This window comes from Paramagnetospirillum magnetotacticum MS-1 (assembly GCF_000829825.1).
Lineage (GTDB): Bacteria > Pseudomonadota > Alphaproteobacteria > Rhodospirillales > Magnetospirillaceae > Phaeospirillum > Phaeospirillum magnetotacticum.
In genome coordinates this window covers 352,665-378,921 of record NZ_JXSL01000030.1, presented here as the reverse complement: position 1 = coordinate 378,921, position 26,257 = coordinate 352,665, and the positions used below count along the sequence as shown (strand labels likewise).

Annotated in this window: 28 protein-coding genes; 13 read left to right on the top strand and 15 right to left on the bottom strand. The window is 64.3% G+C overall.

The genetic code is table 11. The features are described 5' to 3' along the window. The first annotated feature begins 216 nt into the window (after positions 1 to 216). The 3 genes from CCC_RS14335 (at position 217) to CCC_RS14325 (ending at position 2,142) form a co-directional block, all read left to right on the top strand. Positions 217 to 720 (top strand): type III secretion system chaperone family protein, encoded by a 504-nt coding sequence (locus tag CCC_RS14335; protein WP_009870975.1) that lies wholly within the window; start codon positions 217 to 219, stop codon positions 718 to 720. 60 nt (positions 721 to 780) lie between these two features. Next, complete coding sequence (gene proC / locus CCC_RS14330) at positions 781 to 1,572, top strand: pyrroline-5-carboxylate reductase (protein ID WP_009870976.1); 792 nt, start codon at positions 781 to 783, stop codon at positions 1,570 to 1,572. 132 nt (positions 1,573 to 1,704) lie between these two features. Continuing rightward, the gene (locus tag CCC_RS14325) at positions 1,705 to 2,142 is read left to right on the top strand and encodes a phasin family protein (protein WP_009870977.1); all 438 of its coding nucleotides are present in this window, start codon (positions 1,705 to 1,707) and stop codon (positions 2,140 to 2,142) included. A gap of 91 nt (positions 2,143 to 2,233) precedes the next feature. Here CCC_RS14325 and CCC_RS14320 read toward each other — a convergent pair whose 3' ends face one another. The 5 genes from CCC_RS14320 to CCC_RS14300 all read right to left on the bottom strand — a co-directional run bounded on the left by CCC_RS14320 (position 2,234) and on the right by CCC_RS14300 (position 7,258). Continuing rightward, positions 2,234 to 3,883: a sensor histidine kinase gene (locus CCC_RS14320; protein ID WP_009870978.1), complete on the bottom strand. Its 1,650-nt coding sequence runs from the start codon at positions 3,881 to 3,883 to the stop codon at positions 2,234 to 2,236. A 183-nt stretch (positions 3,884 to 4,066) separates the two neighbouring features. Beyond that, positions 4,067 to 4,690 (bottom strand): ParA family protein, encoded by a 624-nt coding sequence (locus tag CCC_RS14315; RefSeq protein ID WP_009870979.1) that lies wholly within the window; start codon positions 4,688 to 4,690, stop codon positions 4,067 to 4,069. Positions 4,691 to 4,725: 35 nt separating this feature from the next. Further along, complete coding sequence (locus CCC_RS14310) at positions 4,726 to 6,051, bottom strand: ATP-binding protein (protein ID WP_041041935.1); 1,326 nt, start codon at positions 6,049 to 6,051, stop codon at positions 4,726 to 4,728. A gap of 12 nt (positions 6,052 to 6,063) precedes the next feature. Next, positions 6,064 to 6,747: a response regulator gene (locus CCC_RS14305; RefSeq protein ID WP_009870981.1), complete on the bottom strand. Its 684-nt coding sequence runs from the start codon at positions 6,745 to 6,747 to the stop codon at positions 6,064 to 6,066. Between the two features lie 4 nt (positions 6,748 to 6,751). Then, positions 6,752 to 7,258, bottom strand: a complete 507-nt coding sequence (locus tag CCC_RS14300; protein WP_009870982.1) for a MarR family winged helix-turn-helix transcriptional regulator — start codon at positions 7,256 to 7,258, stop codon at positions 6,752 to 6,754. Between the two features lie 120 nt (positions 7,259 to 7,378). Here CCC_RS14300 and CCC_RS14295 point away from each other — a divergent pair, with 120 nt between their 5' ends. The 3 genes from CCC_RS14295 to CCC_RS14285 all read left to right on the top strand — a co-directional run bounded on the left by CCC_RS14295 (position 7,379) and on the right by CCC_RS14285 (position 10,385). Beyond that, on the top strand, positions 7,379 to 8,251 hold the full coding sequence (locus CCC_RS14295; RefSeq protein WP_009870983.1) for a branched-chain amino acid aminotransferase: 873 nt from the start codon (positions 7,379 to 7,381) through the stop codon (positions 8,249 to 8,251). 152 nt (positions 8,252 to 8,403) lie between these two features. Further along, a complete protein-coding gene (locus CCC_RS14290; RefSeq protein WP_236686390.1) occupies positions 8,404 to 10,110 on the top strand; it encodes a methyl-accepting chemotaxis protein in 1,707 nt (568 codons plus the stop codon). Between the two features lie 86 nt (positions 10,111 to 10,196). Further along, a complete protein-coding gene (locus CCC_RS14285) occupies positions 10,197 to 10,385 on the top strand; it encodes a hypothetical protein (RefSeq protein WP_009870985.1) in 189 nt (62 codons plus the stop codon). Between the two features lie 4 nt (positions 10,386 to 10,389). Here CCC_RS14285 and CCC_RS14280 read toward each other — a convergent pair whose 3' ends face one another. Further along, positions 10,390 to 11,415 (bottom strand): HD domain-containing phosphohydrolase, encoded by a 1,026-nt coding sequence (locus CCC_RS14280; RefSeq protein WP_236686389.1) that lies wholly within the window; start codon positions 11,413 to 11,415, stop codon positions 10,390 to 10,392. Between the two features lie 369 nt (positions 11,416 to 11,784). Here CCC_RS14280 and CCC_RS14275 point away from each other — a divergent pair, with 369 nt between their 5' ends. Continuing rightward, positions 11,785 to 13,482, top strand: a complete 1,698-nt coding sequence (locus CCC_RS14275; protein WP_041041931.1) for a methyl-accepting chemotaxis protein — start codon at positions 11,785 to 11,787, stop codon at positions 13,480 to 13,482. 173 nt (positions 13,483 to 13,655) lie between these two features. Here the strand turns inward: CCC_RS14275 and CCC_RS14270 are convergent, their stop codons facing one another. Then, complete coding sequence (locus tag CCC_RS14270; protein ID WP_009870988.1) at positions 13,656 to 14,858, bottom strand: pyridoxal phosphate-dependent aminotransferase; 1,203 nt, start codon at positions 14,856 to 14,858, stop codon at positions 13,656 to 13,658. A 205-nt stretch (positions 14,859 to 15,063) separates the two neighbouring features. On the opposite strand from CCC_RS14270, the gene CCC_RS14265 reads away from it, so the two are divergent. Further along, a complete protein-coding gene (locus tag CCC_RS14265; protein ID WP_009870989.1) occupies positions 15,064 to 16,209 on the top strand; it encodes a tetratricopeptide repeat protein in 1,146 nt (381 codons plus the stop codon). Here CCC_RS14265 and CCC_RS14260 read toward each other — a convergent pair. Together CCC_RS14260 and CCC_RS14255 are read right to left on the bottom strand one after the other, a co-directional pair. Then, positions 16,186 to 16,617, bottom strand: coding sequence for an Hpt domain-containing protein (locus tag CCC_RS14260; protein ID WP_009870990.1), 432 nt, complete (start codon positions 16,615 to 16,617; stop codon positions 16,186 to 16,188). The two genes, CCC_RS14265 and CCC_RS14260, sit on opposite strands and share 24 nt — an antisense overlap. Before the next feature lie 6 nt (positions 16,618 to 16,623). Next, on the bottom strand, positions 16,624 to 17,043 hold the full coding sequence (locus CCC_RS14255; RefSeq protein ID WP_082036630.1) for a response regulator: 420 nt from the start codon (positions 17,041 to 17,043) through the stop codon (positions 16,624 to 16,626). A gap of 181 nt (positions 17,044 to 17,224) precedes the next feature. On the opposite strand from CCC_RS14255, the gene CCC_RS14250 reads away from it, so the two are divergent. Next, a complete protein-coding gene (locus tag CCC_RS14250; RefSeq protein ID WP_009870992.1) occupies positions 17,225 to 17,761 on the top strand; it encodes a hypothetical protein in 537 nt (178 codons plus the stop codon). Between the two features lie 72 nt (positions 17,762 to 17,833). Beyond that, entirely contained in the window at positions 17,834 to 18,058 is a 225-nt protein-coding gene (locus CCC_RS14245) for a hypothetical protein (protein ID WP_009870993.1), read from the top strand. On the opposite strand, the gene CCC_RS14240 is transcribed toward CCC_RS14245, so the two are convergent. Next, the gene (locus CCC_RS14240; protein ID WP_082036629.1) at positions 18,055 to 18,453 is read right to left on the bottom strand and encodes a 4a-hydroxytetrahydrobiopterin dehydratase; all 399 of its coding nucleotides are present in this window, start codon (positions 18,451 to 18,453) and stop codon (positions 18,055 to 18,057) included. The genes CCC_RS14245 and CCC_RS14240 overlap by 4 nt on opposite strands. Positions 18,454 to 18,463: 10 nt before the next feature. On the opposite strand from CCC_RS14240, the gene CCC_RS14235 reads away from it, so the two are divergent. Continuing rightward, positions 18,464 to 18,859 carry a metallopeptidase family protein gene (locus CCC_RS14235; protein ID WP_009870995.1) on the top strand — a complete coding sequence of 132 codons (396 nt, stop codon included), beginning with the start codon at positions 18,464 to 18,466 and terminating at the stop codon, positions 18,857 to 18,859. Continuing rightward, positions 18,859 to 19,905: an extracellular solute-binding protein gene (locus CCC_RS14230; protein WP_009870996.1), complete on the top strand. Its 1,047-nt coding sequence runs from the start codon at positions 18,859 to 18,861 to the stop codon at positions 19,903 to 19,905. Before CCC_RS14235 ends, CCC_RS14230 begins: the two co-directional genes overlap by 1 nt. A gap of 4 nt (positions 19,906 to 19,909) precedes the next feature. Here the strand turns inward: CCC_RS14230 and CCC_RS14225 are convergent, their stop codons facing one another. Beyond that, positions 19,910 to 20,434, bottom strand: a complete 525-nt coding sequence (locus CCC_RS14225) for a hypothetical protein (protein ID WP_009870997.1) — start codon at positions 20,432 to 20,434, stop codon at positions 19,910 to 19,912. Positions 20,435 to 20,514: 80 nt separating this feature from the next. On the opposite strand from CCC_RS14225, the gene CCC_RS14220 reads away from it, so the two are divergent. Continuing rightward, a complete protein-coding gene (locus CCC_RS14220; RefSeq protein ID WP_009870998.1) occupies positions 20,515 to 21,345 on the top strand; it encodes an alpha/beta hydrolase in 831 nt (276 codons plus the stop codon). Here the strand turns inward: CCC_RS14220 and CCC_RS14215 are convergent. The 4 genes from CCC_RS14215 to CCC_RS14200 all read right to left on the bottom strand — a co-directional run bounded on the left by CCC_RS14215 (position 21,323) and on the right by CCC_RS14200 (position 26,124). Continuing rightward, a complete protein-coding gene (locus tag CCC_RS14215; RefSeq protein ID WP_009870999.1) occupies positions 21,323 to 23,527 on the bottom strand; it encodes an ATP-binding protein in 2,205 nt (734 codons plus the stop codon). The two genes, CCC_RS14220 and CCC_RS14215, sit on opposite strands and share 23 nt — an antisense overlap. A gap of 148 nt (positions 23,528 to 23,675) precedes the next feature. Beyond that, entirely contained in the window at positions 23,676 to 24,881 is a 1,206-nt protein-coding gene (locus CCC_RS14210; RefSeq protein ID WP_009871000.1) for a vWA domain-containing protein, read from the bottom strand. Between the two features lie 8 nt (positions 24,882 to 24,889). Beyond that, positions 24,890 to 25,279, bottom strand: coding sequence for a bacteriohemerythrin (locus CCC_RS14205; protein ID WP_009871001.1), 390 nt, complete (start codon positions 25,277 to 25,279; stop codon positions 24,890 to 24,892). After that, positions 25,279 to 26,124 carry an AAA family ATPase gene (locus CCC_RS14200; RefSeq protein WP_009871002.1) on the bottom strand — a complete coding sequence of 282 codons (846 nt, stop codon included), beginning with the start codon at positions 26,122 to 26,124 and terminating at the stop codon, positions 25,279 to 25,281. Before CCC_RS14200 ends, CCC_RS14205 begins: the two co-directional genes overlap by 1 nt. Positions 26,125 to 26,257 lie beyond the last annotated feature (133 nt).

The window sequence follows — 26,257 nt, the reverse complement described above, 5'->3', positions numbered from 1 at the left end:
GCGCCTGAGGGGCGGCGTACTGATCCCCAAGGGGCCGCGCCAAAGCGGCCGCTTCACTTATCCACATGATTTCATAAATACTCCGCAAATAAAGCCTTGCGCCTGCTATTGGCGTTTGGTTAGGCTACCCCTTGTGTAAATTCTGCGGGCGCGAACACAACCGTTTGATTCAAGCCGGTGGAATCGACGGCCGCCATGCCAAGGGAGGGCGCAGGCATGACCTTGACCGCCACGTATCAGGAAGAGCCCCAGATCAATCCCGTCGATCTTGTCGAGCAAGTCGTCGCCGCCAACGACTGGGCCTTTGACCGTCGCAATGACGAGGAATTGGCCGCCGAAGCGCCTGGCCAGTGGTGTAATTACAGCCTTTATTTCGCCTGGCGCGAAGATATGGGGGCCATGCACTTCACCTGTGCCTTCGACATGAAGATTCCGCCCGCCCGCCGGGCCATGGTCCACGAATTGCTGGCCACCTTGAACGAGAAGCTGTGGCTCGGCCATTTTGGCCTGTGGGATGACGAGGGTGTGCCCATGTTCCGCCATACCTCGCTGCTGCGCGGCGGGGCGGGTTTTTCGCCCGAGCAGGTAGAGGATCTGGTCGATATCGCCGTCACCGAGTGCGAGCGCTTCTACCCTGCCTTCCAGTTCGTCATCTGGGGGGGCAAGACCGCCGCCGAGGCCATCGCCGCCTCGCTGCTGGAGACCGTGGGCGAGGCTTGACTTCGCTTATCTCCCCGTGCCATGCCACGCCCCTGGCATTGGTGCGAGGGAGGTTTTTCCATGACCAAGATTCTGCTGGTCGGTTGCGGCAAGATGGGTTCGGCCATGCTGGCGGGCTGGCTCGAGCGCGGCACGTCGCCCGGTGACGTGGTGGTGGTCGAGCCGTCTTGCCCCGATCTGGGGTCGGTGCGGGTGGTTGCCTCCCATGCGGCGATCCCAGAGGGTTTCGTCCCCCATGTGGTGATCTTCGCCGTGAAGCCGCAGGTGATGGCCGATGTGGTGCCGCCCTATGCCCGCTTCGGAACCTCCCTGTTCCTGTCCATCGCCGCGGGCAAGACCATCGCCTTCTTCCGTTCGCTCCTGGGGCCCGACGCCGTCATCGTGCGGGCCATGCCCAATACCCCCGCGGCAGTGCGGCGCGGCATCACCGTGTGCTGCGCCGAAGCCTCGGTACCGGCGCAGGCCCGCGACCTGTGCGGGTCGCTGCTGGAGGCGGTGGGAGAGGTCGGCTGGGTCGATGACGAGGCGCTGATGGATGTGGTGACCGCCGTCTCGGGCTCGGGCCCCGCTTATATTTTCCTGCTGGCCGAAGCCATGGAGGCGGCCGGTTTGGCCCAGGGCCTGCCGCCCGCCCTGGCCGAACGCCTGGCGCGGGCGACCGTGGCGGGGGCGGGGGAATTGCTGCGGCTATCTTCGGAAACCACGCAACAACTGCGCCAGAACGTGACGTCGCCGGGGGGGACAACGGCGGCGGCACTTGCGGTGCTGATGGCTGAAAAGAACGGTATTCCCGGGCTGATGAGCGAGGCGGTGGCGGCCGCAACTCGCCGTGGGCGAGAACTTGCCGGTTAGTCTGTTCGTTAGGGGCGAGTAGGCATTTTGTTAATATCCGGTGAACTACGCACAACTCCATTTGACTCGAAGGCGCTCCCTCGCTTATCTTGCTGCACCGCAACATAGAACACCCAAGGTTGGAGATATAACATGGCCGCCAAGCAGACTGAGCAGTTCTTCGATTTCGACGTGTCCAAGTATCTGGGCGACTTCAAGGTTCCCGGCGTGGACGTCGAGACCATCGTCGCCAATCAGCGCAAGAATATCGAGGCCTTGACCCAGGCGAACAAGCTGGCCTTCGAGGGCCTGCAGAACGTCGTGAAGCGTCAGGTCGAGATTCTGCGTCAGACCATTGACGAGGTTGCTCAGGTTTCCAAGGACTTCGCCGAGCCCGGTTCGCCCCAGGACAAGGCCGCCAAGCAGGCTGAATTCGCCAAGGACGCCTTCGAGCGCGCCCTGGGCAATGCCCGTGAACTGGCCGAGATGATCGCCAAGGCCAATTCCGAGGCTTTCGACCTGCTGAACAAGCGCTTCACCCAGAGCCTGGACGAGGCCCGCGAGGTCTTCACCAAGGCTGGCAAGAAGTAAGCTTTCCGTCCGTTCGGACAGAAATGGCGATGGCCGCCCCTGACTGGGGGCGGCCATTTCTTTTCGGGGGCCTGTTCGCCGCCGGTCGGCGTTATGGCAAGGGACGAGACAGAGGCAAGCTGATCGTGACCGTGGTGCCGCGTCCCGGAATGCTGGTGACTGACAATGTCCCGCCCAGTAATTCGGTCAGGCGCTTGGACAGCGGCAGACCCAGGCCGGTTCCGGCCTCCCGTCTGGCCAGATCCGAATCGTTTTGCCCAAAGGGGGTCAAGGCCACGGCGATTTCCTCTTGGGTCATGCCGATGCCGGTGTCATTGACGGTCAGGGCCAACTGGCCACTGTCGCACTCCGCCTCCAGGATGATCCGCCCGCCCTCGGGGGTGAATTTGACCGCGTTGGACAACAGATTGAGCACAATCTGGCGCAGACGGCGGGAATCGGTCGTCACCATAAGGTCTTGGTCAGGTCCGGCCAGGGCAACGGAGATGTTCTTGGACTCGGCCTTGGCCCGCACGATTTCCAGGCATTCCGTGATCAGCAGCGCCAAGGGTGTCGGGGCCAGGGCGATCTCGGTCGATCCGGCCTCGATCTTTGACAGGTCGAGAATGTCGTTGATCAGCGACAGGAGGTGACGGCTCGAGGTTTGGACATGGCCAAGATAGTCCTGGCAGCGCGACTGGCAGGTATGACCCGGAATCCCCACCAGCAGCGCATCCGAGAAGCCGATGATGGCATTCAGCGGCGTGCGCAGCTCGTGGCTCATATTGGCCAGGAAGGCGGACTTGGCGCGGTTGGCGGCATCGGCCTCACGGCGCGAGCGGGCCAGTTCGCTCAAGGTGCGGTCCATGCGCTCCAACTGACGGGCCAGGAACAGGGCCAAGGCGCCGATGATCAGCCCGACCAGAAGGGCCGACGCGACCAGAGTCATGCTGTGGAGGCGCCATTCCCTCAACTGCGCTTCCTGGTCGTGGGAGGCGACGGCGATGACCGGATGACTGGAAGCCTTGTGGAAAGCGTAAAGCCGTTTGCGTCCATCCAGGGGAGAGAGGATTTCGCCGCTTCCTTCGGGCGCGGTCCTTGCTGTTTCAAAGGCCGGTTGTCCCGCCAGCGACTTGCCCACATAGCGGACGTGATCAGGACTTCTGGCCAGGATGGTGCCGTCAGGCGAAACCAGCAGGGCGGAATCGCTGGAGTCGGGGGCGGCCGCGTCAAGGATGGAGGCAAGCTGTTCCAGGTTGATGGTGGCGGCCACCACTCCGGCGAAGGCGCCATCGGGCGTTTCGATCCGGCGGCTCAGCACCATGATCCAATGGTCGTCATTGCGGCTCTGGATCACTCCGCTGACATACAAGGTGCTGGGCCCGCCATTGCGGTGATGCAGGAAATACGGACGGTCCGAAAGATCGATGGCTCTATGGGGATCGGGCAGGTTGGTGGCCAGCCGGGACATGCCGTCGGGGCCGATGACCAGCAAGGCGCGGGCGGTGGGGGCCTGGGCCAGTTGGCGGCGCAGGAATTGCAGCAATCGGCTGGGATCGTCTTGCCGCGCGGCGATTTCGGCGGTTCCCATCAGAACTTTGTCGATGGAAAGGAAGGTGGAGGCCGCCACTTCCGCCAGGAGGTGGGAGGTGTGCCTCAATTCGTTATCGGCGTCTCGGAGTTCTTCACTGCGCGAGGAGATGACCGAAAACAAGGTGCTGCCAACCAATGCCGCCAGGAAGACGACAATCAGCCCCCCCATCAGGAGGCGAATCCGACGATATGTCGGCACGTATATATCGGGAACGGGTGGGAGATGGGCAAGGGTAGGGGGCAAGTGCGCCAATCTCCGTCATTATGCGTATGGCGGAGAGTCTAGCCTATGATTGGGGCTGACGGAATTGATGAAACCGAAAATCAATAGCGATGCGGTTCAACCGGAGGGTCAACGCCCTTCGATCAAGGCCAGAAGCGGTTCCCATTCGGCGGCATAGGATCTGGCGCGGCGGTCGCCAGCTTCGATCACCGTCGAACCCGCAGCGGCGACGGCGGTGTAGATTTGGCTGTCGCGCAGGCGGGCGACCACGGGAAAGCCCAATCCGCCGAAAAATCCATCCAGATGGTCGCTGGCCTTGGTGCCGGGGCGCAGGCGGTTTCCCACCACGGCCACCACACGCTTGTTCTTGCGCACCGCTTTGACCTTGGCGAGGCGCTCGAGGAAATGGGCGGTGGCATCCTCGTCAAAGGCGCCGGGCAGAACGGGGACCACGACCACTTCCGAGATGCCGATCAGGTCCTCCACATCCTTGTGATGCATGGCCGCCGGGGCGTCGATGACCAGCCGGTCGAGGCCCTTAGGCGGCGAGCCGACATCCTTGGACCAATCCAGGCCGGTGATGGGGGCTAGGCCCGCCGGGCGGCGGCGCAGCCAGTTGAGGCTGGATCTCTGACGGTCGCAATCGGCGATGGCGGTGACCAGTCCCTGGCCCGCGAAGGCCGCGGCGATATGGGTCGAAAGGGTCGTCTTGCCGCAGCCGCCTTTGATATTGCCTACCAGTACAGTCTTCATGACCCGTTTCCCCTAAAACCGTCAGGCGAAATCTATCACAAGGGCAGCCGTACGCGCGCCCGCAATCCGCCGAGCGGCGAGTCTTCCAGCACCACGTCGCCGCCATGGGTGCGCACGATATCGCGCGCGATGGTCAACCCCAGCCCGACGCCGCCGGTCGCCAGATTGCGCGAGACCTCCAGGCGGGTGAAGGGTTTGAAAACCTCTTCACGGCGGTCGGGGGGGATCCCGGGGCCGTCATCATCGATCAAAACCTCGGCCGCCTCGGCGCGGCGTCCCACCCGGACCCAGACATGACCGGCATAGCGCGACGCGTTGCCGATCAAATTGCCCAGCGCGCGGGCCAGGGAATCGGGGCGCAGCGGCATGACGATCTCGCCTTCGTGATGCAGGTCGATGACGCTGCCCTGGCGGCGGAAGCGGGTGACCACCTCGTCCACCAGGGCCCGCAGATCCACCTGTTCCGGCTGTTCGCTGCCTTCGCCGCGGGCGAAGGCCAGATAGCCTTCGACCATGCGTTCCATTTCGGCGACGTCCTCGTCCAACTCGGCGCGCCCGTCCATGTCGCCCATGATGGCCAGTTGCAGCTTCATGCGGGTGAGCGGCGTGCGCAGGTCGTGGGAGACCCCGGCCAGCATCTCGGTGCGCTGCTGGATCTGGCGCTGGATGCGCTGGCGCATCAGATTGAAGGCCTGGGCCGCTTGACGGACCTCGCGCGCGCCTTCCGGCTTGAAATCGGCCACGTCCTGGCCCTTGCCGAAACGGTCGGCGGCCACCGCCAGCTTGCGCACGCTGCGCACCTGATTGCGCATGAACAAGGTGGCGATGCCGAACAGCAGCATGGCGGTGCCCAGCATCCACAGGATGAAGACATAGGTGGTGGAACTGAACAGCCGTTTCTTGGGGGCGAAGACCTCCAGCATGCCGTCGGACAGTTGTACGCGGATGACCACTTCGCGCTCCAAGGTCTCCGCGTCGATACGGTAGGGGCGCTGGACCCGCTCGTCCAGGGCCTCGGCCAGGGCGCGTTCGAGGAAGCTGCTGGGCGCGCCCTTGGGCTGGTTGGGCAGGATGGCGTCGGGCAGGAAACGGGTGTCCAACTCCATCTTGTTGGCGGCGATGGCGAGGATGACGCCCCGCTCCGGAACGCCGGGAAAGGCGCGCATGGATTCGATGATATAGCCGATATCACCCGCCAGCCCCTTGGCCAGGCGCTTGGCGACGGTCTCCCAGTGGCTGCCGTAGAAGACATAGGCCGAGACCAGTTGCAGCACCACCAGCGGCATGACGATGATCAGCAGCGAACGTCCCAGAAGGCCCTGGGGCGCCAGACGCTTCAGCCAAAGGCCCATTTGGGGCATGGAGCAGCTTCCTCAGTCGGGGCGCAGCATGTAGCCCATGCCGCGCACTGTCTGAAGATAGCGCGGCATTTTGGGGTCGTCCTCGATCTTCTTGCGCAATCGCGTCACCTGGACATCGACGGTGCGGGGATTGGCCGAATTTCCCGTCCGTGCGGCCAGATCATCACGCGACACACCCTGGCCCGCCACTTCGGCCAGGATGGACAGAAGATCGCGTTCGGCCTGGGTGATGTGGACGGGTTGACCGTCCTGGCGCAACTCGGCGCGGCCCATATCCCAGACGAAGGCGCCCAGGCGGAGTTCATGGGCCGGTTCCGGCTCGTCGCGGGGGCTGCGGCGCAGAATGGAGGCGACGCGCAGCAGCAATTCGCGCGGTTCGAACGGTTTCGACAGATAGTCATCGGCGCCCGATTCCAGGCCCCTGATGCGGTCGTCCACCTCGCCGCGTGCCGTCAACAGCAAGATGGGCAGGGTCTTGCCTTCGGCCCGGAGCGAGCGGGTCAGCGACATGCCGTCCTCGCCCGGCATCATGACGTCGAGGACCATCATGTCGAAGGCCAGGCCCGCCATGCACTGGCGCGCCTCGGCGGCATCGGCGGCGGTGGCCACCAGATAGCCGTTGTCGGAAAGATATTTGCGCAGCAATTCCCGCAAGCGCCGGTCGTCATCCACCACCAGGATGTGGGCGTCGTCCATGGCCCTAGCCCCCCCGGCGCAGTCCGGGGGCGCGGGCGGGGAAGCGGCCGCGATCAGCCTCGTCCACCAGGCCCAGCATCACCTTGCGGAAGCCCTCCACCGCCTCGGCCCCGGCTTCGCGATAGGTTCTGGCGATGCGGGCGCGCTGACGCTCGGTCAGCAGGCGTTCCAGTTCCACGCCCTTTTCGGTCAGTTCCAGCAGGCGCTGGCGGCGATCACGCAATCCGGGGCGCTGGACGATGAATTTCTCGGTGACCAGCTGACCCAGCACGCGTGACAGGCTCTGCTTGGTGATCCGCAGAATCTCCAGCAAATCGCTGACCGTGATGCCGGGATGGCGGCCGACGAAATAGATGACCCGATGATGGGCGCGGCCAAAGCCGTACTCGCCCAGGATGGCGTCGGGCTCGGCCGTGAAGTCGCGATAGGCGAAGAACAGCAGCTCGATCCCCTGACGCAGTTCCTCCTCGCGCAGGAACAGCGGGTTGATGCCGGTCTTGATGTCGCTCATGATGCGGTTACGTCAGTCATGTTGACATATATGGCCTATAAATGTTACGCCATGCAAGAGAGATTGGTAATTTTCCAACCTCACGCCCTGCTGCCACCTCATAATTGGAACGGAACGACCATGTCAGTCCTCCCCTTCGACGACCGCGACGGCTTCATCTGGTTCGACGGCAAGCTGGTCCCCTGGCGCGACGCCAAGATCCACACGCTGACCCATGGCCTGCATTACGGATCTTGCGTGTTCGAGGGCGAACGGGTGTATGGCGGCAAGGTGTTCAAGCTGCGCGAGCATTCCCAGCGCCTGATCGATTCGGGCCGCATTCTGGGCTTCGAAGTGCCGTGGACGGTGGAAGAGATCGACGAGGCCACCATGGCCACCGTCAAGGCCAACAATATCGTCGACGGCTATGTCCGTCCGGTGGCCTGGCGCGGCAGCGAGATGATGGGTGTCGCCGCCCAAAGCTCCAAGATCCGCTTTGCCGTGGCCACCTGGTCCTGGCCCAGCTATTGGAGCCCGGAAGCGCGCATGAAGGGCATCCGTCTCAACGTCTCCACGTGGAAGCGTCCCCATCCCGAGACCGCTCCCACCGCCTCCAAGGCCGCCGGTTTGTACATGATCTGCACCATGAGCAAGCATAAGGCCGAGGGCGAAGGATACGAGGACTCGATGATGCTGGACTGGCGCGGCCAGGTCGCCGAGGCCACCGGCGCCAATATCTTCTTCGTGTATGGCAAGGAACTGCATACGCCGACCCCGGACTGCTTCCTGAACGGCATCACCCGCCAGACGGTGATCGACCTTGCCAAGAAGCGGGGCATCACCGTGGTGGAACGGGCCATCTTCCCGGAAGAACTGGCCAAGGCCTCCGAGTGCTTCCTCACCGGGACCGCCGCCGAGGTGACACCTGTGCGCGAGATTGGGTCTTATACATTTACGCCGGGGGATATAACCCGGCAGTTGATCGCTGACTATGATGCATTAGTACGTTCGTAATATCTCTGTGGTCGCGGCGCCCGCCGTTTTCCTGTGTCATGCGAAAACCCGGTATTTTCTTTTCCCGACTTTCGTAATAGTCTTCGCTGGGGAATCGGAATGGGCGCTGCGGTCGGATCGGGTCGGCCGCGTTGAAACGGATGGGAGTTTCCGTGTCGTACGCGTGGCGGAACTTGCGGCTGTCCAGCCGCTTCATGCTGATCGTAGGGGCTGGCGTTGTTTTTCTGATCGCCGCCGTGGTCCTCACGATTGCCCGGTTCGAGCGCGCCGAAATGGAGCGCCAGTTGCGGCAGCTTTCGGCCAACGAGATGACCTCGTTGCATGCGCTGATCCTCAACGTCATGGCCAAGAGGCCGGAGGATGCCGACAATATCGGCATCACGGTTTTCAACAACTGGTTCGATTCGCGCAATATCCACTATCCCGGCAAGGTGTGGAGCGCCTGGGGCCCCAAGGTCGCCGCCTATATGAAGGAGGCCGACCCGGACAAGCCCGCAAAATTGCCCAAGGACGACATCGACCGCGAGGCATTCGACACCAAGGTGGCGGTCGGCCGCTTTGACGGCGGTTTCTACCGGTATTCCCTGCCCATCGTCCTTGGCGTCACCGATGGCGCAAAGGAAGAAGTGTGCCACGCCTGTCACGGCGGCATGGGCATGGTCGATGGCGATGTCATCGCCGTGCTGTCCTCCACGTTGTCCACGTCTGAATCCGAGGCCCGGCTCAACCAGGTGCTGACCTGGCTGGTGGTGGGCGGCATCATTGCCACCATCCTTGCCGTCTTCGGCGTCCGCCTGATCCTCAAGCGCATCATTGCCGATCCCATCGAGGATATGACCGTGCGCATGGAGCAGTTGGCGGGCGGCGACACCTCCGTTTCCGTCCCGGCCCTCGAACGCCAGGACGAGGTGGGCGACATCGCCCGCGCCGTGCAGGTCTTCAAGGACAACACCATCGCCAAGCAGAAGATGGAGGGCGAGGCGCAGGCCGCGGCCGCCGCGCGGGAACTGCGCATGCATCGCCTGGAAGATCTGATCGCAGCCTTCGACAAGGCGGTGACGGCGGTGCTCGATTCCGTCTCGGCTTCGGCGCAGCAGATGATCCAGACCGCGCGGAGCATGGTCGAATCCGCCGATCAGGCCCTGGAACGGGCCAATTCCGCCGCCCGCCAGGCCAGCGAGGCCAATCAGAACGTCAGCACCGTGGCGTCCGCCGCCGAGGAGCTTTCGTCCTCCATCAGCGAGATCGCCCAGCAGGTCGGCATGTCCAATCAGGTGGCGGTCTCCGCCACCAAGGAGGCCGACTCGGTCAATACCCGCGTTCAGGGTTTGGCCGGAGCCGCCGATAAGATCGGCGAGATCGTCGAGATGATCACCGGCATCGCCGAGCAGACCAACCTGCTGGCGCTCAACGCCACGGTGGAGGCGGCACGCGCCGGCGAGGCGGGCAAGGGCTTCAACGTGGTGGCGTCGGAAGTGAAGAATCTGGCGCGCCAGACGGTGGGCGCCACCGAGGACATCGCGTCCCAGGTCAATACCATCCAGCAGGAGACCGACAAGACGGTCCGTGCCATCCGCGGCATCAACACCACCATCTCCTCCATGGACGGCATCACCACCGCCATCGCTTCGGCCATCGAGGAACAGGGTGCCGCCACCCAGGAGATCGCCCGCAACATCGACCATGCCGCCTCGGGCACCAAATTCGTGTACGAGAACATCAATGCGGTGACCCAGACCATCCACGAGACCGACCAGTCGGCCAAGAATGTGTTGGGAGCGGTGGAGACTTTGCAGCGTCAGGCCCAGACCCTGCGGGCCGAGGTGGATCGCTTCCTGAGCGGTATCCGCGAGGTATGACCTGGACGCAGATGAGGGGGCGGTGTTTCCGCCTTCCATTTTCGAGCGATTCCAGGTAACTCTATGGGCCTTGACCGGGGGTATCCATGAGCCTGCCCAAGACCGTTTTGGAATGTCCGAATTGCCAGCAGAGCAGTGATCACCGTGTCCATTCCTATGGAGACGGCACCGCCATCGTCTGGTGCGGTTCCTGCCATAATCCGCGCGAACTGCTGATGGCGCAGTTGCGCCGCCAGGCCAAGCGCGGCGCTGCGGCGGTCATTGCCGCCGAGTAGCGGGCTAAAGCTGCGGCGCGGGGTCCTCGTCGAGGATGCTCGCCCCTTTCTCCTCCACCACGTCGATGCAGGCCTGGACGACCGCAGGGTCATAGCGGCTGCCCGAATGTTCGCGCAATTCGGCCACGGCCACATCCAGCCCCAACGCGGGCCGGTAGGGACGATGCGACGAGATGGCCTCCAGCACGTCGGCCACGGCGATGATCCTTGATTCCAGGATGATCTCGTCACCCTTCAGGCCCAGGGGATAGCCGCTGCCGTCCAGCCTTTCATGGTGCTGGCGGATCATCTCGGCCACCGGCCAGGGAAACTCGATATCCTTCATGATCTCCCAGCCCATCTGGGGATGCATGCGGATGACCTTGTGAACCTCGACAGATAATTTGCCGGGACGGCTGAGAAATTCGGCAGGGATGTGAATCTTGCCGATATCGTGCAGCAGACCACCTGTGCGCAGCCCCTCGACAACCATTTCCGACAGACCCATCCGCCTGCCGATGGCGGTGGACAATTGCGCCACCCGCCGCTGATGGCCCGTCGTATAGGGGTCGCGCATCTCCAATGTCAGCGACAGCGAGCGGACCGTCTGAAGCAGGACGCGTTTCAGGCGTTCGGCGGTGGTGCGGCGCTCCTCCTCCACGGCCTTGCGTTCGATGGCGTAAAGGATGGTGCGGCGGATCAGATTGCCGTCCCCCTGGCCCTTGACCAGATAGTCCTGGCATCCGTGCTGCAGGGCCAGCAAGCCCATGGATTCATCGTCCAGTCCGGTGCAGATGACGATGGGCAGCGTGGGGGCGGCGGCCCGAAACCGTTCCACCGTCTCGATACCGTGGGCGTCGGGAAGGGAAAGGTCGAGAAGAACGGCGTCTGGCGGCGCGGCCTCGGCCTTGGCGATGGCGTCGCCCAGGCAATCGGCCCGGCGGCACATGATGCCGCCCACCTCGCTCAGGAGCAACTCGATCAGGCGGGCATCGGCGGGATTGTCCTCGACCACCAGCAGGTCCACCGCCCTCGATCGCATGTCGGTCATTTCCTGATCCCGCTTCAGATGCATCGAAAGGGGTCCCGTCAGAGGGGAGTCGGGCCAAAGCCCGGGCCACTCCATTGTTGTGGCACAATGTGTCGGGGATGTTAAGGGGGGTTGAGTCGCCCCTGCTCTGCTGATTATGCATTATGGCATAGGGGTGGCAAAATGTGTTTGAGGAACCAGGCTTGGTGTCAACGCCATGAAAGTGCAGTTTATTCTAATTCCGAAGTGAAAAGACAATCGCGGGGAAGCTCGAAATCTTATTAAAAAAGGCTTAACCTAGACCTAAAGTGATAGGCTTGGTTATCGGGCTCGGTACGTCCCGGAGTCTCCCGGAGGGGGCTTTGTGGCCGGTTCTGAAGGAGGTTCGCCATGGGTGGGATGAAGCTTGGAATTGGTGGCAAGATCTGGTCTCTGGTTGCCTTGCTGGTGGTTGGACTGGGACTGCTTGCCGTTCAAAGTCTGTCCTCGACCCGCGAGACCCTCATGGATGATCGCCGCCAGGCGCTGCGACAAGTCGTGGATTCCGCGGCCAGCGTGGTCGAAAGCTTCCGTGCCCGTGCCGCCAAGGGCGAGTTCAGCGAGGAACAGGCCCAGCGCCTGGCCAAGGACACGCTGCGCGGCTGGCGTTATGGCAACAATGATTACGTCTTCATCAACACATACGACATGCGTCCGCTGATGCATCCCATGCGTCCCGAGATGGAAGGCCAGGACCAGTCGGAAATGAAGGACCCCAAGGGGGTCTATGTCACCCGTGCCATGAACGATGTGGCGCAAAGCCCCGCCGGGTCCGGTTTCGCCAGCTATCACTGGGCGCGGGTGAAGGACGCGCCACCGGTTCCGAAGCTGGTTTACGTCGCCAATTACCGCCCCTGGAATTGGGTTCTGGGGACTGGCGTATACATCGACGACATCGACGAGGCCTATCGCGCCAAGGCTGTTGATCTGGGGGTGAAAGCCGCGATTTTGGGGCTTCTGGCCGCCGTGGTGGCGGTCTTGATTGCGCGCTCCATCACGGGGCCCCTGGGGGGGCTGGTGAACCGCATGAGGGCCTTGGCCGATGGCGATACCGATCGGCAAGTGGAGGGGACGGGGCGCAATGACGAGATCGGGTCTTTGGCCCGTGCCATGGAAGTCTTCCGGGGGAATGCCAAGGAGAACCGCCGCCTTCTCGACGAGCAGGAGCAGTTCAAGAACACCGCGGCAAAGGAGCGCAGCCGGGCGCTGCAAGACATGGCAGAGGGACTGGAACACCGGGTCAAATCGGCGGTGGATGCCATCAATCAGGTGGGCCAGCGTCTCAACGGCGCTTCCCAGGCCATGACCCAGACCGCCGACCAGACATCGGAACAGACCAGCGCCGTGGTTGCCGCCACCGAGCAGACCTCCTCCAATGTGCAGACGGTCGCATCGGCTGCCGAGGAGCTGAGTTCTTCGGGCAACGAGATCACCCGCCAGGTGGCCTTGACCGCCGATATCGCGCGGGCCGCCGCCGAGGAGGCCGAGCAGACCAACGCCATGGTCGCCGCCCTGGCCGCCGCCGCTGGCCGAATCGGCGAGGTGGTGAAACTGATCGATGCCATCGCGGGCCAGACCAATCTTCTGGCGCTCAACGCCACCATCGAGGCCGCGCGGGCGGGCGAAGCCGGAAAAGGCTTTGCCGTGGTGGCGGGGGAGGTGAAAACCCTGGCCAACCAGACCGCCAAGGCGACCCAGGAAATCACCACCCAGATCGCCGCGGTGCAGACGGAGACCACCCGCGCGGTCGCCGCTATCCGCCATATCGGCGAGACCATCAACAAAGTGGATGAGGCAACGTCTTCCATCGCCAGCGCGGTGGAGGAGCAGAACGCCGCCATCCACGAAATCACCCGCAGCGTCCAGGAAGCGGCGCGTGGCACCCGCGAAGTGTCCGAGCATATCGGCCGTGTCTCCGACGGGGCCCGGACCTCCAAGTCCGCCGCCGAGGAAGTGGCTGGCTCCGCCCGCGACATGGTGACCCAGAACGGGACGCTCACCCGCGAGATCGACGGCTTCCTGCGCGAGATCAGGACGCAGGCGGCCTGATCCGGGCGGAGGTGAAACGGCAAGGGGCGGTTCCTCGCGGAACCGCCCCATTATTTTGCCGTTAGGCCCATGGGGCCGCGCCGCTTATGCGGCGGAAGGCAAGGACGCACAGCGTCCGCCCGCCGTTTGAGGGCGATCCCGATGAGTTCGGCTCATCGGGATCTGGTGTGCGGCTACTTCAGGCTTTCGCAGAAGCGCTTGATGCGCTCGGCGGCCTTGGTCAGCGCGGCGTCCGAGGTGGCGTAGGAGATGCGGAAATAGGGCTCCAGGCCGAAGGCCGCGCCCTGAACCACCGCCACGCCCTCGGCCTCGAGCAGCGCGCCGACGAAGTCGGTGTCGCTGTTGATGACTTTGCCGTCGGGGGTCTTCTTGCCGATCACGCCAGCGCAGGACGGATAGACGTAGAAGGCGCCTTCCGGGGTGCGGCAGGTGATGCCGGGGCACTGGTTCAACAGGCCGACGATCAGGTCGCGGCGGCGCTTGAACACGGCGGCGTTCTTCGGGATGAAGTCCTGGGTGCCGTTCAGGGCCTCGACCGAAGCGGCCTGGCTGATGGACGAGGTATGGGTCACCGACTGGGACTGGATCATGTTGATGGCCTTGATGATGGCCACCGGCCCGGCGGCATAGCCGACGCGCCAGCCGGTCATGGCATAGGCCTTGGACACGCCGTTCATGGTCAGCGTGCGGTCATAAAGCTTGGGCTCCACCTGGGCGGGGGTGCAGAACTTGAAGTCGTCATAGACCAGATGCTCGTACATGTCGTCGGACATGATCCACACATGGGGGTGCTTGACCAACACGTCGGTCAGCGCCTTCATCTCATCCCAGGAATAGGCCGCGCCCGTCGGGTTGGACGGCGAGTTCAGCACCAGCCACTTGGTCTTGGGCGTGATGGCCGCTTCCAGGTCGGCGGGCTGCAGCTTGAAGCCCGCGGCCTCGGGACAGGGAACGAAGACCGGCTTGCCGCCGAACATCAGGGCGATGTCGGGATAGCTCACCCAATAGGGGGCGGGCACAATCACTTCGTCGCCGGGATTGATGGTGGCCATGAAGGCGTTGAAGATCACGCCCTTGCCGCCGACGCCCACCGTGACCTGATCGGCGGTGTAGTCCAGGCCGTTCTCGCGCTTGAACTTGGCGGCGATGGCGTTGCGCAGGTCCACGGTGCCAGCGGGGGGGCCGTACTTGGTCAGGCCCTTGTCGATGGCGACCTTGGCCGCGGTCTTGATGTTGTCGGGGGTGTCGAAGTCGGGCTCGCCCGCGCCCAGGCCGATGACGTCGCGGCCTGCGGCCTTCAGTTCGGCGGCCTTCTGGGTCACCGCGATGGTCGGGGACGGCTTGATGGCGGAAAGCCTGTCGGCGATGAACGGCATGGGTCGGGTCCTCGAAGAAGATGAGAGAATTCGCGGGGGGCGAAGGTACGCGCGCGGGCGCACGAGTGCAAGGATGATCCTGATTTTGTGATAGAATGGCTGATCGGAATGGAGCGTTGGACCAAGGTCGAAGCTCCGATTGCCTTACCGCTTGGGAAGTGGAATCATGCGCGCCCGACATCCAGATTGTGGAAAGTGCCGTTTCATGAGGATCGCCGCTTCCGTCGCCGCATTGCTCGCCCTCTCCTTGCCCCTGGCTGAAGGCGCCGGGGCGGCGACCAAGAAGGCGGCCAAGCCCGCCGCCGCCGCCGAGGCGCGCCACGCCAGTCTGACGGCCCTGGCCGCCAATGGCGACATGGAAGCCCAGTATCAGTTGGCCCTGGCCTATCGCGATGGCGGTCACGGCCTCAAGCCCGATGCCCGGACAGCGCTGGTGTGGTTTACCCTGGCGGGGGCCGGGGGGCATGCCGCCGCCGCCGTCGAGGCGGCCAAGGCCTTCGAGACCGGCAAGGGTGTGACGCGCGACCTCAATGCCGCGGGAAACTGGTGGTACAAGGCCGGAACCCTGGGCGATGCCCATGCCCGCAAGCGCTGGGTCGAACTGTTCGTGGACGGCGAGGTTCACGCCATCGGCAGCCATGACGGCATTTCCTGGCTGGCCGATGCCGCCGAAGGGGGCGATCTGCGGGCCATGATGGGGTTGGCCGATGTGCTGGAACGCGGTCACGGCGCGCCTCCCGATCCCGATCAGGCCGAGGCCCTTTATCGCCGCGCCGCCCTGCTGAAGGGCGATCTGGAGGCCCGCTTCCGCCTGGGCCGCCTGTTGCTGTCGCTTCCGGCCCAGTGGCGCAATCCGGCCGACGAGGAATGGAACCTCAAGGACGCCGAGCGCAAGAGCCTTCCTTTCGGCGCGGTATGGTATCCGGTAAAGCCGCCCAATGCCGAGGAGGGCAAGGCGGTGCAACTGCGTCCCGGCATCAACGAGGGCGAGCGTTGGCTGCGTTCTGCCGCCGCCAAAGGCCATGTGGAGGCTCAGTACCTGCTGGGTTCGGCCAAGGTGAAGGGTATGGAACTGCCCATGGACATGGTCGAGGGCGTGGCCTGGCTGGAAGCCGCCGCCGTCCAGGGCCATGCCGAGGCTTTGCTTGCCTTGGGCGATCTGGCGGCCAAGGGGCAGGGCTTCTATGTCAAGGACCCGGTGCGCGCCTATGTCATGTACGAGCTTGCCGCCGCCCAGGGCGAGGAAAGCGCCAAGGCCGCCCGTGACGCCATCGCCAAGGCCATGAACCCGCGCCAGTCGGGCCGGGCCCGTCAGCTGGTGCAGGAATTACGGGATCTGTCCGGGCTCTGACGGCAGTTCCGCCACCAGGGCGCGGCCGGCCTCGCCGCCGTCACCGGCCATGCGCTCGGTGATGATGCGGGCCATGGCGTTGCCCAGTCGCGCCATGCAAGACACGTCCTGGGGGGTGGGGGCCGGACGGCTCTCGATCATCCGGCATAGCCGGTTGCCCAGTTCGCTGACCAGGGGATAGCCGAATGTGGCGGCCTGGCCCTTCATATCGTGGCTGATGGTGAACAGTCGGGGCAGCAATTGGGCAAGATCGGCCTGGGATGCCTGGATCTCGTCCAGGCAGGCACGCATCCGGGCGGCGTCGGCCTCGGCCCATTCCAGATAGCGGCCGGACAGCCCGGCCAGGGCGGCTTCGGCGCGGGCCAGGGCTTCGGGAGATAATTCGGGGAACTTGCCGTCACCGGCCATGGGGAGCTATTCCGCTGCCTGTTCCGTCGATTCGCCGCGCCGACGATCCTGTTCGATCAAGTCGGTGGCCCGCGCAATGATTTCAACGGCGGAAATGGGCTTGGCGATGATGTCGTCGATGCCGGTCTCCACTGCCGATTCCAGCACCGCATGGTGCAGGGACGGGCTGATGGCCAGGACCGGCACATCGGCCCGGCCGATTTCTCCCCGGCGCAGGCGGTGGACGAACAGCACGCCCTCGGTGGGGTCGTCGGACCAGTCCATGATCACCAGATGGGGGGAGTGTTCGGCCACCAGGGCGACAGCCTGTTGCGGAGTGCGGGCCTCGATCACCTCATGGGCGGGCACGGCCCCCATCAGGGTGCCGATCAGCCGCCGCATGTGCGCATTCGGCTCAATGATCAGGACGCAGACTCGGCGCGTCATTTTTATCCCAACCCCTCTCCTGGCCCGGAAGGCGCATGCCGCGAGCGCCACTCCGGTCAACACCCTAACATCGGTCGAGTGCTATGCGGAACCGCGTCTCTAGTATTAGGTAGTTTCCGGGCGTGGGAAAAAGGAAAGGAAGGGGCTTGCCTAAAGGTGCTGTCGGCGCAACCATGGGGGCATGATGAAGAAGCTGTTTTCACTGGGCGCCGCCGTCCTTGCCGCCCTTCTGGGCGGATGCGGCGATGGCCCTTCGACCGTGCCGGGCGGCTATCGCAGCGCCGCGACCTGGAGTACCTTCTTCTCCGCCACCGCATCCGGTCCCTTGCTGCTGGAAGTGCACGGCAATCCCTTCGGTGTTGGGGCGGGCGAATTGCGGGCCGGGGTGGCGAGGGCCATGTCGGCGGCCATTCCCGCCCGTCCCTTTACCATGACCCACGATGCCCAGGCGGCGCCGAATCCGAAGATCCGGGTGGTGGTCGCCCTGGGGGCGCCTGCCTCCCTGGACGCTGCCGCGCTTTGCGCTGGCAATGTGGCGACAGCCTTGGCCCAGTCCGATGGCGGGCGGGTGGAATTGCTGGCCGCGTTCTGCGACGGCGCCTCCTTGCTGTCCTCGGTGCGCGGCTGGGTGGTCAAGGTCGATGGCCCCGAGGACGCCCGTTTCCGCCAATTGCTGGGCCAGGTCATGCGGGAACTGGCGGGCGATCCCCAGCCTTAGAATCCTGATCGTGACATTTCCTAAAGAATGCGTTAACGTGACTGTCTAACGTTCAGCCAGAAAGGCAGGACCATGGACGCATCATCCGTCGGCGCCGGGAATTCGGTGCTTTACCTTCAGCGTGCGCAGGCCGGGTTACAGGCCCCCCTGACCGCTGCCAAACAGGAAGAGAACGCGGCTCTAGCCGTCGCTCAGGTGCTCACCCAAGGTGGGCAGCCAGCGCAGCAGGCCGCCGCCGTGGCCGAGTCCGTCGCCAAGAGTGGCGCGGTGGGCCAGGTGCTGGATATTTCGGTCTAGGCAGTTCCGCCGGACCCGGCACGACTGGCCGCGCCGTTGATGGCGCGGGCCAGATCGATGTCCTTTTGCGTCACTCCGCCCGCGTCATGGGTGGAAAGGGTGACGTCTATCCGATTCCAGACATTGAACCATTCCGGGTGATGATTCATCTTCTCGGCGGCCAGGGCGACTTGGGTCATGAAGGCGAAGGCCTGGGCGAAATCCGCGAAGCGCAGCGAACGCGCGATGGCGTCTCGCCCCTCGGCCTCGGTCCAGCCGTCCAACGTGGCCAGGGCGGCCTTACGCTCGTCGGGGCTTAGCCTGGCGATCATGGCGGTCTCTCCTTTTTTGTGTGCTGTTGTGAAGAGTGGGGACCCCTGGTGCCGGGCGCAAGGACAGGGTAGATTCTGATTCATGAGCAGAGTCATGCCCCACCATAGCGCCCCCCCCACCCTGGCCGATCTGGAGACCATCGCCCAGGCGGCTTTCGCCGATATTCCCGAGGAACTGCGCCTTTACGCCGCCGATGTGGTGATCCGCGTCGACGACTTCCCCGACGAGGAGGTGGAGCGCGAGATGGACCTGGAAAGTCCCTTCGATCTGCTTGGGCTTTATCGCGGATCGGCCATGGACATCCACGCCTTCGGGGGCGTTCCGGGTGATGTGGATATGATCTTTCTCTATCGCCGCCCCATCCTCGATTACTGGTGCGAGACCGGCGAGGATATCTCCACTCTGGTCAAGCATGTGCTGATTCACGAGATCGGCCATCACTTCGGACTGTCCGACGAGGATATGCAGCGTATCGAGGACGAGGAGTGATGATGCGGCGCCTGCTGGTTCTGCTTGCCGTTCTCCTGCTTGCGGGGGTCGACACGGCGGCCAGCGAGTTGCGGGTTCTGACCCGGTCGTCCTATCTTTCGCCGGAATTGCTGCGCAAGTTCGAGCGCGAGACCGGCATCACCGTGAACCTGACCGTGGTGGCCGACCACGATCAGGTGGTCGGCGGGCTTATCGGGGCGAAGTCGGGCTTCGACATCGCCTTTTCTCCCGATTACCGCGTGGGCCAATTGATCCGCGAGGGGCTGATCGAGCGGGTGCTGGCCGACCGGCTCAACGGGTTTTGGAATGTGGAGGACCCCTGGCGGTCCCGATCCTTCGATCCGCGCAACGAATACACCATTCCCCATCAGTGGGGGACCACCGCTTTTGCCGTGGACACTTCCATTCATCGCGGCGATATCGATTCGCTGCGCCTGCTCTTCGATCCCCCGCCCGAGATCGAAGGCCGGATCGGTCTGCTCGATGACGGCGAGATGGTCCAACTGGCCCTGATCTATCTGGGCGAGGGGCGCTGCACCATGGACGAGGGCAAGCTGGAAAAGGCCTCTCGCCTGCTCGAGCCGGTCGTGGCGCATAGCCGGCTGGTGCCCGTCGACCGGGTGATGACGGTCTTGACCGATCCCGCCATGGTTCTGGTGGTGGGCTGGAACGGTGACGTCATGCGGGCCAGGGAAAAGCGGCCCAGCCTGGCCTATGCCTATCCGCGGGAAGGCAATCTGGTGTGGACCGATGTGGTGGTTGTGCCGCGAAATCCGCCGAACCGGGCCAATGCCGTGAAGTTCCTGACCTTCATGCTGCGGCCGGAAAACGCGGCCCTGGATTCGAGCTTCAACGGTTATGCCAACATGATCCGCGGCAGCGAGCGCTTTCTCCTGCCATCGGTGCTGAGCGCGCCGGAACTGGTGGCGCCATGGCCCGCCAAGGTGGGTTTTCTGCCCTCCTGCGTCGAGGCGGCGGAACGGCGTCACGACGAAGTCTGGACGGAGGTCAAGCGCCGCGCCAAGGAGACGGCCACCGTGCCCTGAACCCTCAGTCCTGGGGATGGAGCGGCGTTCCCTGGGGCACCTTGATGCGCAGGCCGGGCGAGGGGATTTCGGCGATAAAGCGCCCCTGTTGCAGTTTGGCGCGCCGCTGCAGCAGGCGGGCATGGGTGACCAGCAGGGCCGCCATGTTCAGGGAAAACAGGACGAAACTGGCCCGCATGGCCGCGTCTCCCAGGGGCGCCATCAGAGGGATGGCGAACAGCAGGGGCAGCAGCGCATAGAGAAACGTGTCGCGCCAACGCCGCATGTAAACCACGGCGGAGGCCAGAACCGCCACGGGCGAGACCAGGACGAGATCAACCTTGGCGCGCAGCACCACCTGGGCCGCCACGGCGGCATAGGCGGGGGGCAGTCCCTCGAAGGCGGCGATCAGGGCCAGGCCGTCGCTGCTGGGGGTGAAACTGGCGCGCAGGGCGCTCGTCGGCCATTGTGCACGGGGTATGGCTGGGCGGATCTCCTTGTATACGGCTCGGGAGAATTCGGAATCGGGACGGAGAAGTTCGCTGACCATGAGCCTCGGAGCGATCCATTAAGGTTGTCAGCCTACTGTGCCATGATGCGGGTTTGGGAGCCAGCGGCTTGGGGAGCGACATGATGCTTGGACGGTTGCTGGTCACGATGCTCTTGCTGGCGGGCGGCGCGGCAATGGGCGGTGAAACAGCCGTGAGCGAGCGGGCCGTGGAGATGGAAAGCCGTCCGGGGGTCGTCACGGCCTACTACCTGGCGGTGCCAGCCGCGCCACCGGTGGCGGCGGCCATACTCTTCACCGGGGGCGAAGGCAGTGTCGGCGTCCGGCCCGGTATGGAGATTGCCGAACCGGTGCCATTCGGGCGCGGCAATTTCCTGGTGCGGACCCGCCGGTTGCTGGCCTCGGCGGGCATCCTGGTGGCCACCATCGACGCTCCCTCGGATCAGGGGGGGGGCATGACCACCAGCTTCCGGTTGTCGGACGAGCACATGGCCGATATCGCCGCCCTGGCGGCGGTGCTGAAGCGCGAAAACGGGGGCATCCCGGTATGGCTGATCGGGACCAGCATGGGCACATTGTCGGCGGCGCAAGGGGCGGCCCGTCTGGGTGATCGGGTGGATGGTCTGATTTTGACGTCGTCCATCACCCGCGGGCATCGCAAGCATTCCTACCCCCCCAATGGCGTTCTGGGTTTGGGATTGGATGAGGTGACCATTCCTGCCCTGGTCGTGGCCCATGCCGGGGATGCCTGCGAGGTGACCCCTCCTGCGGATGCGCCACGGGTGGCCGAGGCCTTGGCGAAATCACGGCGGCGCGACCTGTTGATGGTCGAGGGCGGAGCCGAGGCCCGATCCGGGGCCTGCGAAGCCATGTCGCCCCACGGCTATTTCGGGCGCGAGCAGGAGGTGGTTGCGGCCATGGCCGCGTTCATCACCCGGCCGGATCGGCGCTAAGCACCCGATCGCGGGGGAAGGTCACTGTGACCGTGGTGCCTTGGTTGGGGCGGCTGGCGATGGCGATGGTGCCGCGGTGCATTTCCATGATGGCGGCCACCATGGGCAGTCCCAGGCCGGTGCCCTCGTGGCGCCGCGCGATGCGGGCGTCCACCTGGACGAAGGGTTCCACGGCCTGACTCATCTCCTCGTCGGTCATGCCGATTCCAGTGTCGGAAACGTGAAGCGCCAGGCCGCCATCGGTGGTGAGATTGGCGGATACGCTCACCGATCCCCCATGGGGGGTGAATTTTACCGCATTGGCCAGCAGATTGATCACCACCTGGCGGATGCGCCGCTCATCGGCCAGAATCCGGGGTAGGCTGGCGGGAATATCGCTGTGCAGGTCCAGACGGGCGGCCGTGCCGCGATCACGCAGAAGGCGGATGGCGGCCTCGACCACGGGCGCGATTTCCACGGGATTTTCGTCAAGTTCCATCCGTCCCGCCTCGATCTTGGCCAGATCCAGGATGTCGGTGATGATGCCCAACAGATGGCGCCCGGACGCCGCGATATCGCCGGCATATTCGCGGTATCGCTCGGGGATGGGTCCCAAAACCTGGGAATACATGGTTTCGGCAAAACCGATAATGGCGTTGAGCGGGGTACGCAGTTCATGGCTCATCCCGGCCAGGAAATCGCTTTTGGCGCGGCTGGCGCTTTCCGCCTGTTCCTTGGCGGCCAGGAGCTGGACCTCGGCCTGTTTACGCCGCTCGATATCCTCGGTCACGCCGATCAGATATTCCACCCGCCCGTCGCGGCGCAGAGCCGACAGAGTCAGATTGACCCAGGCGATAGAGCCATCCTTGCGGATATAGCGCTTTTCCGTGGCGAAGCTCTGAATGTCTCCGCGGATCATGGCGGCGATTTCATCGGTCGCCAGGATGCGGTCCTCGGGATGGGTGATGCTGAGGGTGGAGCGGCCGATCAGTTCCTCGGGCTCATAGCCCAGCATGGAGGCGAAACGGCGGTTCATGCGGATGAAACGCCGGTCGGGGGTGGAATGGCTCATCCCCACTGCCGCCTGATCAAAGGTGGCGCGGAAGCGGTCCTCGCTATCGGCCAACCGGGCCTCGCGTTCGTTCAACGCGCCGACCATGGTGTCGAAGGTGTCGCCCATCTCGCCCACTTCGCCGATCCCGCCACCGGCCTGCGCACTCATGTCGCCAGCCCGCACCCGGCGCATGGCGTCGGCCAGGCGGCCCAGCGGCAGGAACAAGAGCCGCCGGCTGGAATACCACAGCAGCAGCACCACACCCGATCCGGCGATGCCGAAAGCCATGATGGCCATGCGCAGGAACTGGCGTTCCGGCCCGCCCAGCATATCCACCGGCACGGTAACTGCCACAATGGTCTCGGGCGCCATGCGGCCCAACGGCGCGATGCCGAAGACCGATGTTTCGCCGGTGATGGAGGTGGCGGTAAAGGACCCGGCGGTGCCCCTGGCGGCCGCTTCGCGCAATTCGGGAACGGGGGTCACGGTGGGGCCGGGCTCGGGCAAGGGCGGCACCCGCGCCAGGACGGTGCCGTCGGATTTCAGGACCAACAGGCGGGCGCCTTCGGGCAGGACGGGCGGCGCCACCGCCCGGGCCAGGTGATCGAGCGAACGCGCGGTGGCGATCACGCCGCGCGGCGAGCCCATCCAGTCCAAGATGGGATAGGCCATGGGCAGGGCGGCGCGTCCCTCCTTGAGCAGGACATAGGGCGCGGTGGCGAAGCCTCCGCTTTCCAGGCTGCCGCCGATATGGGGACCCTTGGCCAGCCAGGTGATGTCGGTTCCCTGGGAAATGCTGCACCCCACCTTTCCCGAGGCGTCCGTGCGCAGAAATCCTTCATGGCCTTCGACGGCCAGCAGGAAATGGCGGTAGTGGCTGCCGCATTCGTCGTCTTCGGGGTCGGTGGCCAGGGCGGCCAGTGCCTCGCGCGAGCTTTCCAGGCCGCGGTTATGGATGGCGGCGGCCATGCGCGCCAGGGCTTCCACCTGGGCGCCAGCCGCTTGCAGGGTCAGGGTTTCGACCAGTTGGGTGATGATCGCCAATGTGCCGAGAAAGATGGCGGGAACAAGACCCAACACCACCACCTGGAAGAGGTGGCCGCGCGCTCCCCCCAGCCATGTCAGGGTTCGCTTACCCCCGTCGGCCATCCGGTCCCATTCTCCCCATAGAACAGTCAGCGGGTGCAGGCTAGCACATGACTGCCGCAGACCAATATCGGCTATCCGTCATTAGACCATCGGGCGTTAAAAATGACGCAGGATCGTCCGGTTCATGGTTGTCTCCGCTGGGCGACCGTCAGACCCGGATGGAATTGCGGTTCAGATCCCGCATGGCGCCGTCGATGCCTTCCAAGGTCAGCGGATGCATGCGCCCCCCCATCAGTTGGCCGATAAGCTGGGTGGAATGGGTCCAGTGCCAGCGGGCCTGGGGCGCGGGATTGAGCCAGACGGCGCTGGGCCACTGGTCCAGCAGGCGGCGCATCCAGACATGGCCAGGTTCTTCGTTCCATTCCTCCACCGCGCCGCCCGGCATGGTGATCTCGTAGGGGCTCATGGCGGCGTCGCCCACGAAGATCAGCTTGTAATCGGACGGGTAGGTGTGGATGACGTCCAGGGTATTGGTGACATCCTGGTGGCGGCGGCGATTGTCCTTCCACAGGCCGGAATAGGGGCAGTTGTGGAAATAGAAGTGTTCGAGATGCTTGAACTCGGAGCGCACCGCCGAAAACAGTTCCTCGCAGATGCGCACATGCTCGTCCATGGAGCCGCCGATATCGAGCAGCAGCAGGACCTTGATCTTGTTGTGGCGCTCTGGCCGCATCTGAAGATCAAGCCAGCCGCCCGCCCGCGCCGTCGAGGTGATGGTGCCGGGCAGGTCCAGTTCGGTGGCGGCGCCTTCGCGGGCGAAGCGGCGAAGCCGACGCAACGCCATGCGGAAGTTCCGCGTGCCCAGTTCGATGCCGTCGTCGAGATTCTTGTAAGTGCGCTCGTCCCACACCTTGACCGCGCGGCGGTGCCGCGATTCATGCTGGCCGATGCGCACGCCTTCCGGGTTGTAGCCATAGGCGCCGAAGGGGGAGGTTCCCGCCGTTCCGATCCATTTGGAGCCGCCCTGATGGCGTTCCTTCTGTTCCTCCAGGCGTTTTTTCAGGGTCTCCATCAGCTTTTCGAAGCCGCCCGCCGACTTGACCTGTTCCATCTCTTCCGGCGTCAGGTGCTTTTCCGCCAGCTTTCGCAGCCATTCCTCGGGGATGGCGGCTTTGAGCGCGGCGGCCAGTTCATCGCTCTCTCCCACCACGCCGTTGAACACCCGGCCGAACACCCGGTCGAACTTGTCCAGATTACGCTCGTCCTTCACCAGGCATGAGCGCGACAAGTAGTAGAAGGTATCGACGCTCATCTCGGCCACGCCCTCGGCCAGCGCTTCGAGCAGGGTAAGGTACTCCTTCAAGGTGACCGGCACCTTGGCGTCGCGCAGCTCGAGGAAGAGGGTGAGGAACATGGTGGGGCTCAGCCGCCCTTGGCCCGGGCCCAGGCGGCATAGCGCTGGTCCTCGATCAGGATATGGCCTTTCAGCCAGGTCCACAGAAAGTCCTTCAGTCGGGTGTCGCCCGCGTCGAAGGGGCTGTCGCGGTATTGGCGCAGCATGTCGGCCACCTGATCGGCGAAGTCGTCGTGCTGGACGCGATGGGCGTCCAGGCCAGGAAAGCCGATGGCGTCCAGATGGGTTTCCTCGCGCTCGAAATGCCCGGTGGTGTAGTCGAGGACGGCGTTGAACAGTTCCATGAAATCGGGGGCGGCCTGATCCAGATCGTTGATCATGCGAATCAGCTTCTGGTGATCCTTGTCGAGGGCGGCGTCATCCACGCTCATGGCCTCGGTCCAGGCGATGACGGCCATCAGCGTCCCTCCCGCCGGCTGAGAAAGGCCAGCCGCTCGAACAGGTGCACATCCTGCTCGTTCTTCAGCAGGGCGCCGTGCAGCTTGGGGATCAGGGTGCTCTTGTCCTTGGCGCGCAGATCGTCGGGCGACAGATCCTCGGACAAAAGCAGCTTGATCCAGTCCAGCAATTCCGACGTGGACGGCTTCTTCTTCAGCCCCGCCACCTCGCGGATGTCGAAGAACACGGTCAGCGCCTCGTGCAGCAGGGCCGGTTTGATGCCGGGATAGTGCACGGCGACGATGCGCTCCATGGTCTCGCGGTCGGGAAAGCGGATGTAGTGGAAGAAACAGCGGCGCAGGAAGGCGTCGGGCAGTTCCTTCTCGTTGTTGGACGTGATGATCACCATGGGACGCTGCGCCGCCTTGACCACCTGCTTGGTCTCATAGACATGGAACTCCATGCGGTCCAGTTCCAGCAGCAGGTCGTTGGGGAACTCGATATCGGCCTTGTCGATCTCGTCGATGAGCAGGACCGGCGGGGCGGGCGCGTCGAAGGCCTCCCATAGCTTGCCCTTGACGATGTAGTTGGAGATATCGTGGACGCGGGCGTCACCCAGTTGGGAATCGCGCAGGCGCGCCACCGCGTCGTATTCATAAAGGCCTTGCTGCGCCTTGGTGGTGGACTTGACATGCCATTGCAGCAAAGGACGGCCCAGCGCCTTGGCCACCTCGGCGGCCAGAACGGTCTTACCGGTTCCCGGCTCGCCCTTGATCAGCAGGGGGCGTTCGAGTTTGAGCGCGGCATTGACGGCGACCAGCAGGTCTTCGGTCGCCACATAGCTATCGGTACCCTTGAACGACATGGACTCACTCCTTCTCCATGGGAAAGGTAGGTGCCTTGCTCAATTCGGTCAAGGAATGCGGATTTGAAATGGGCAAAGAAAAAGCCCCGGCCTTGGGAGGGAGGCCGGGGCTTGTATCCGTCGTCGCCAATGT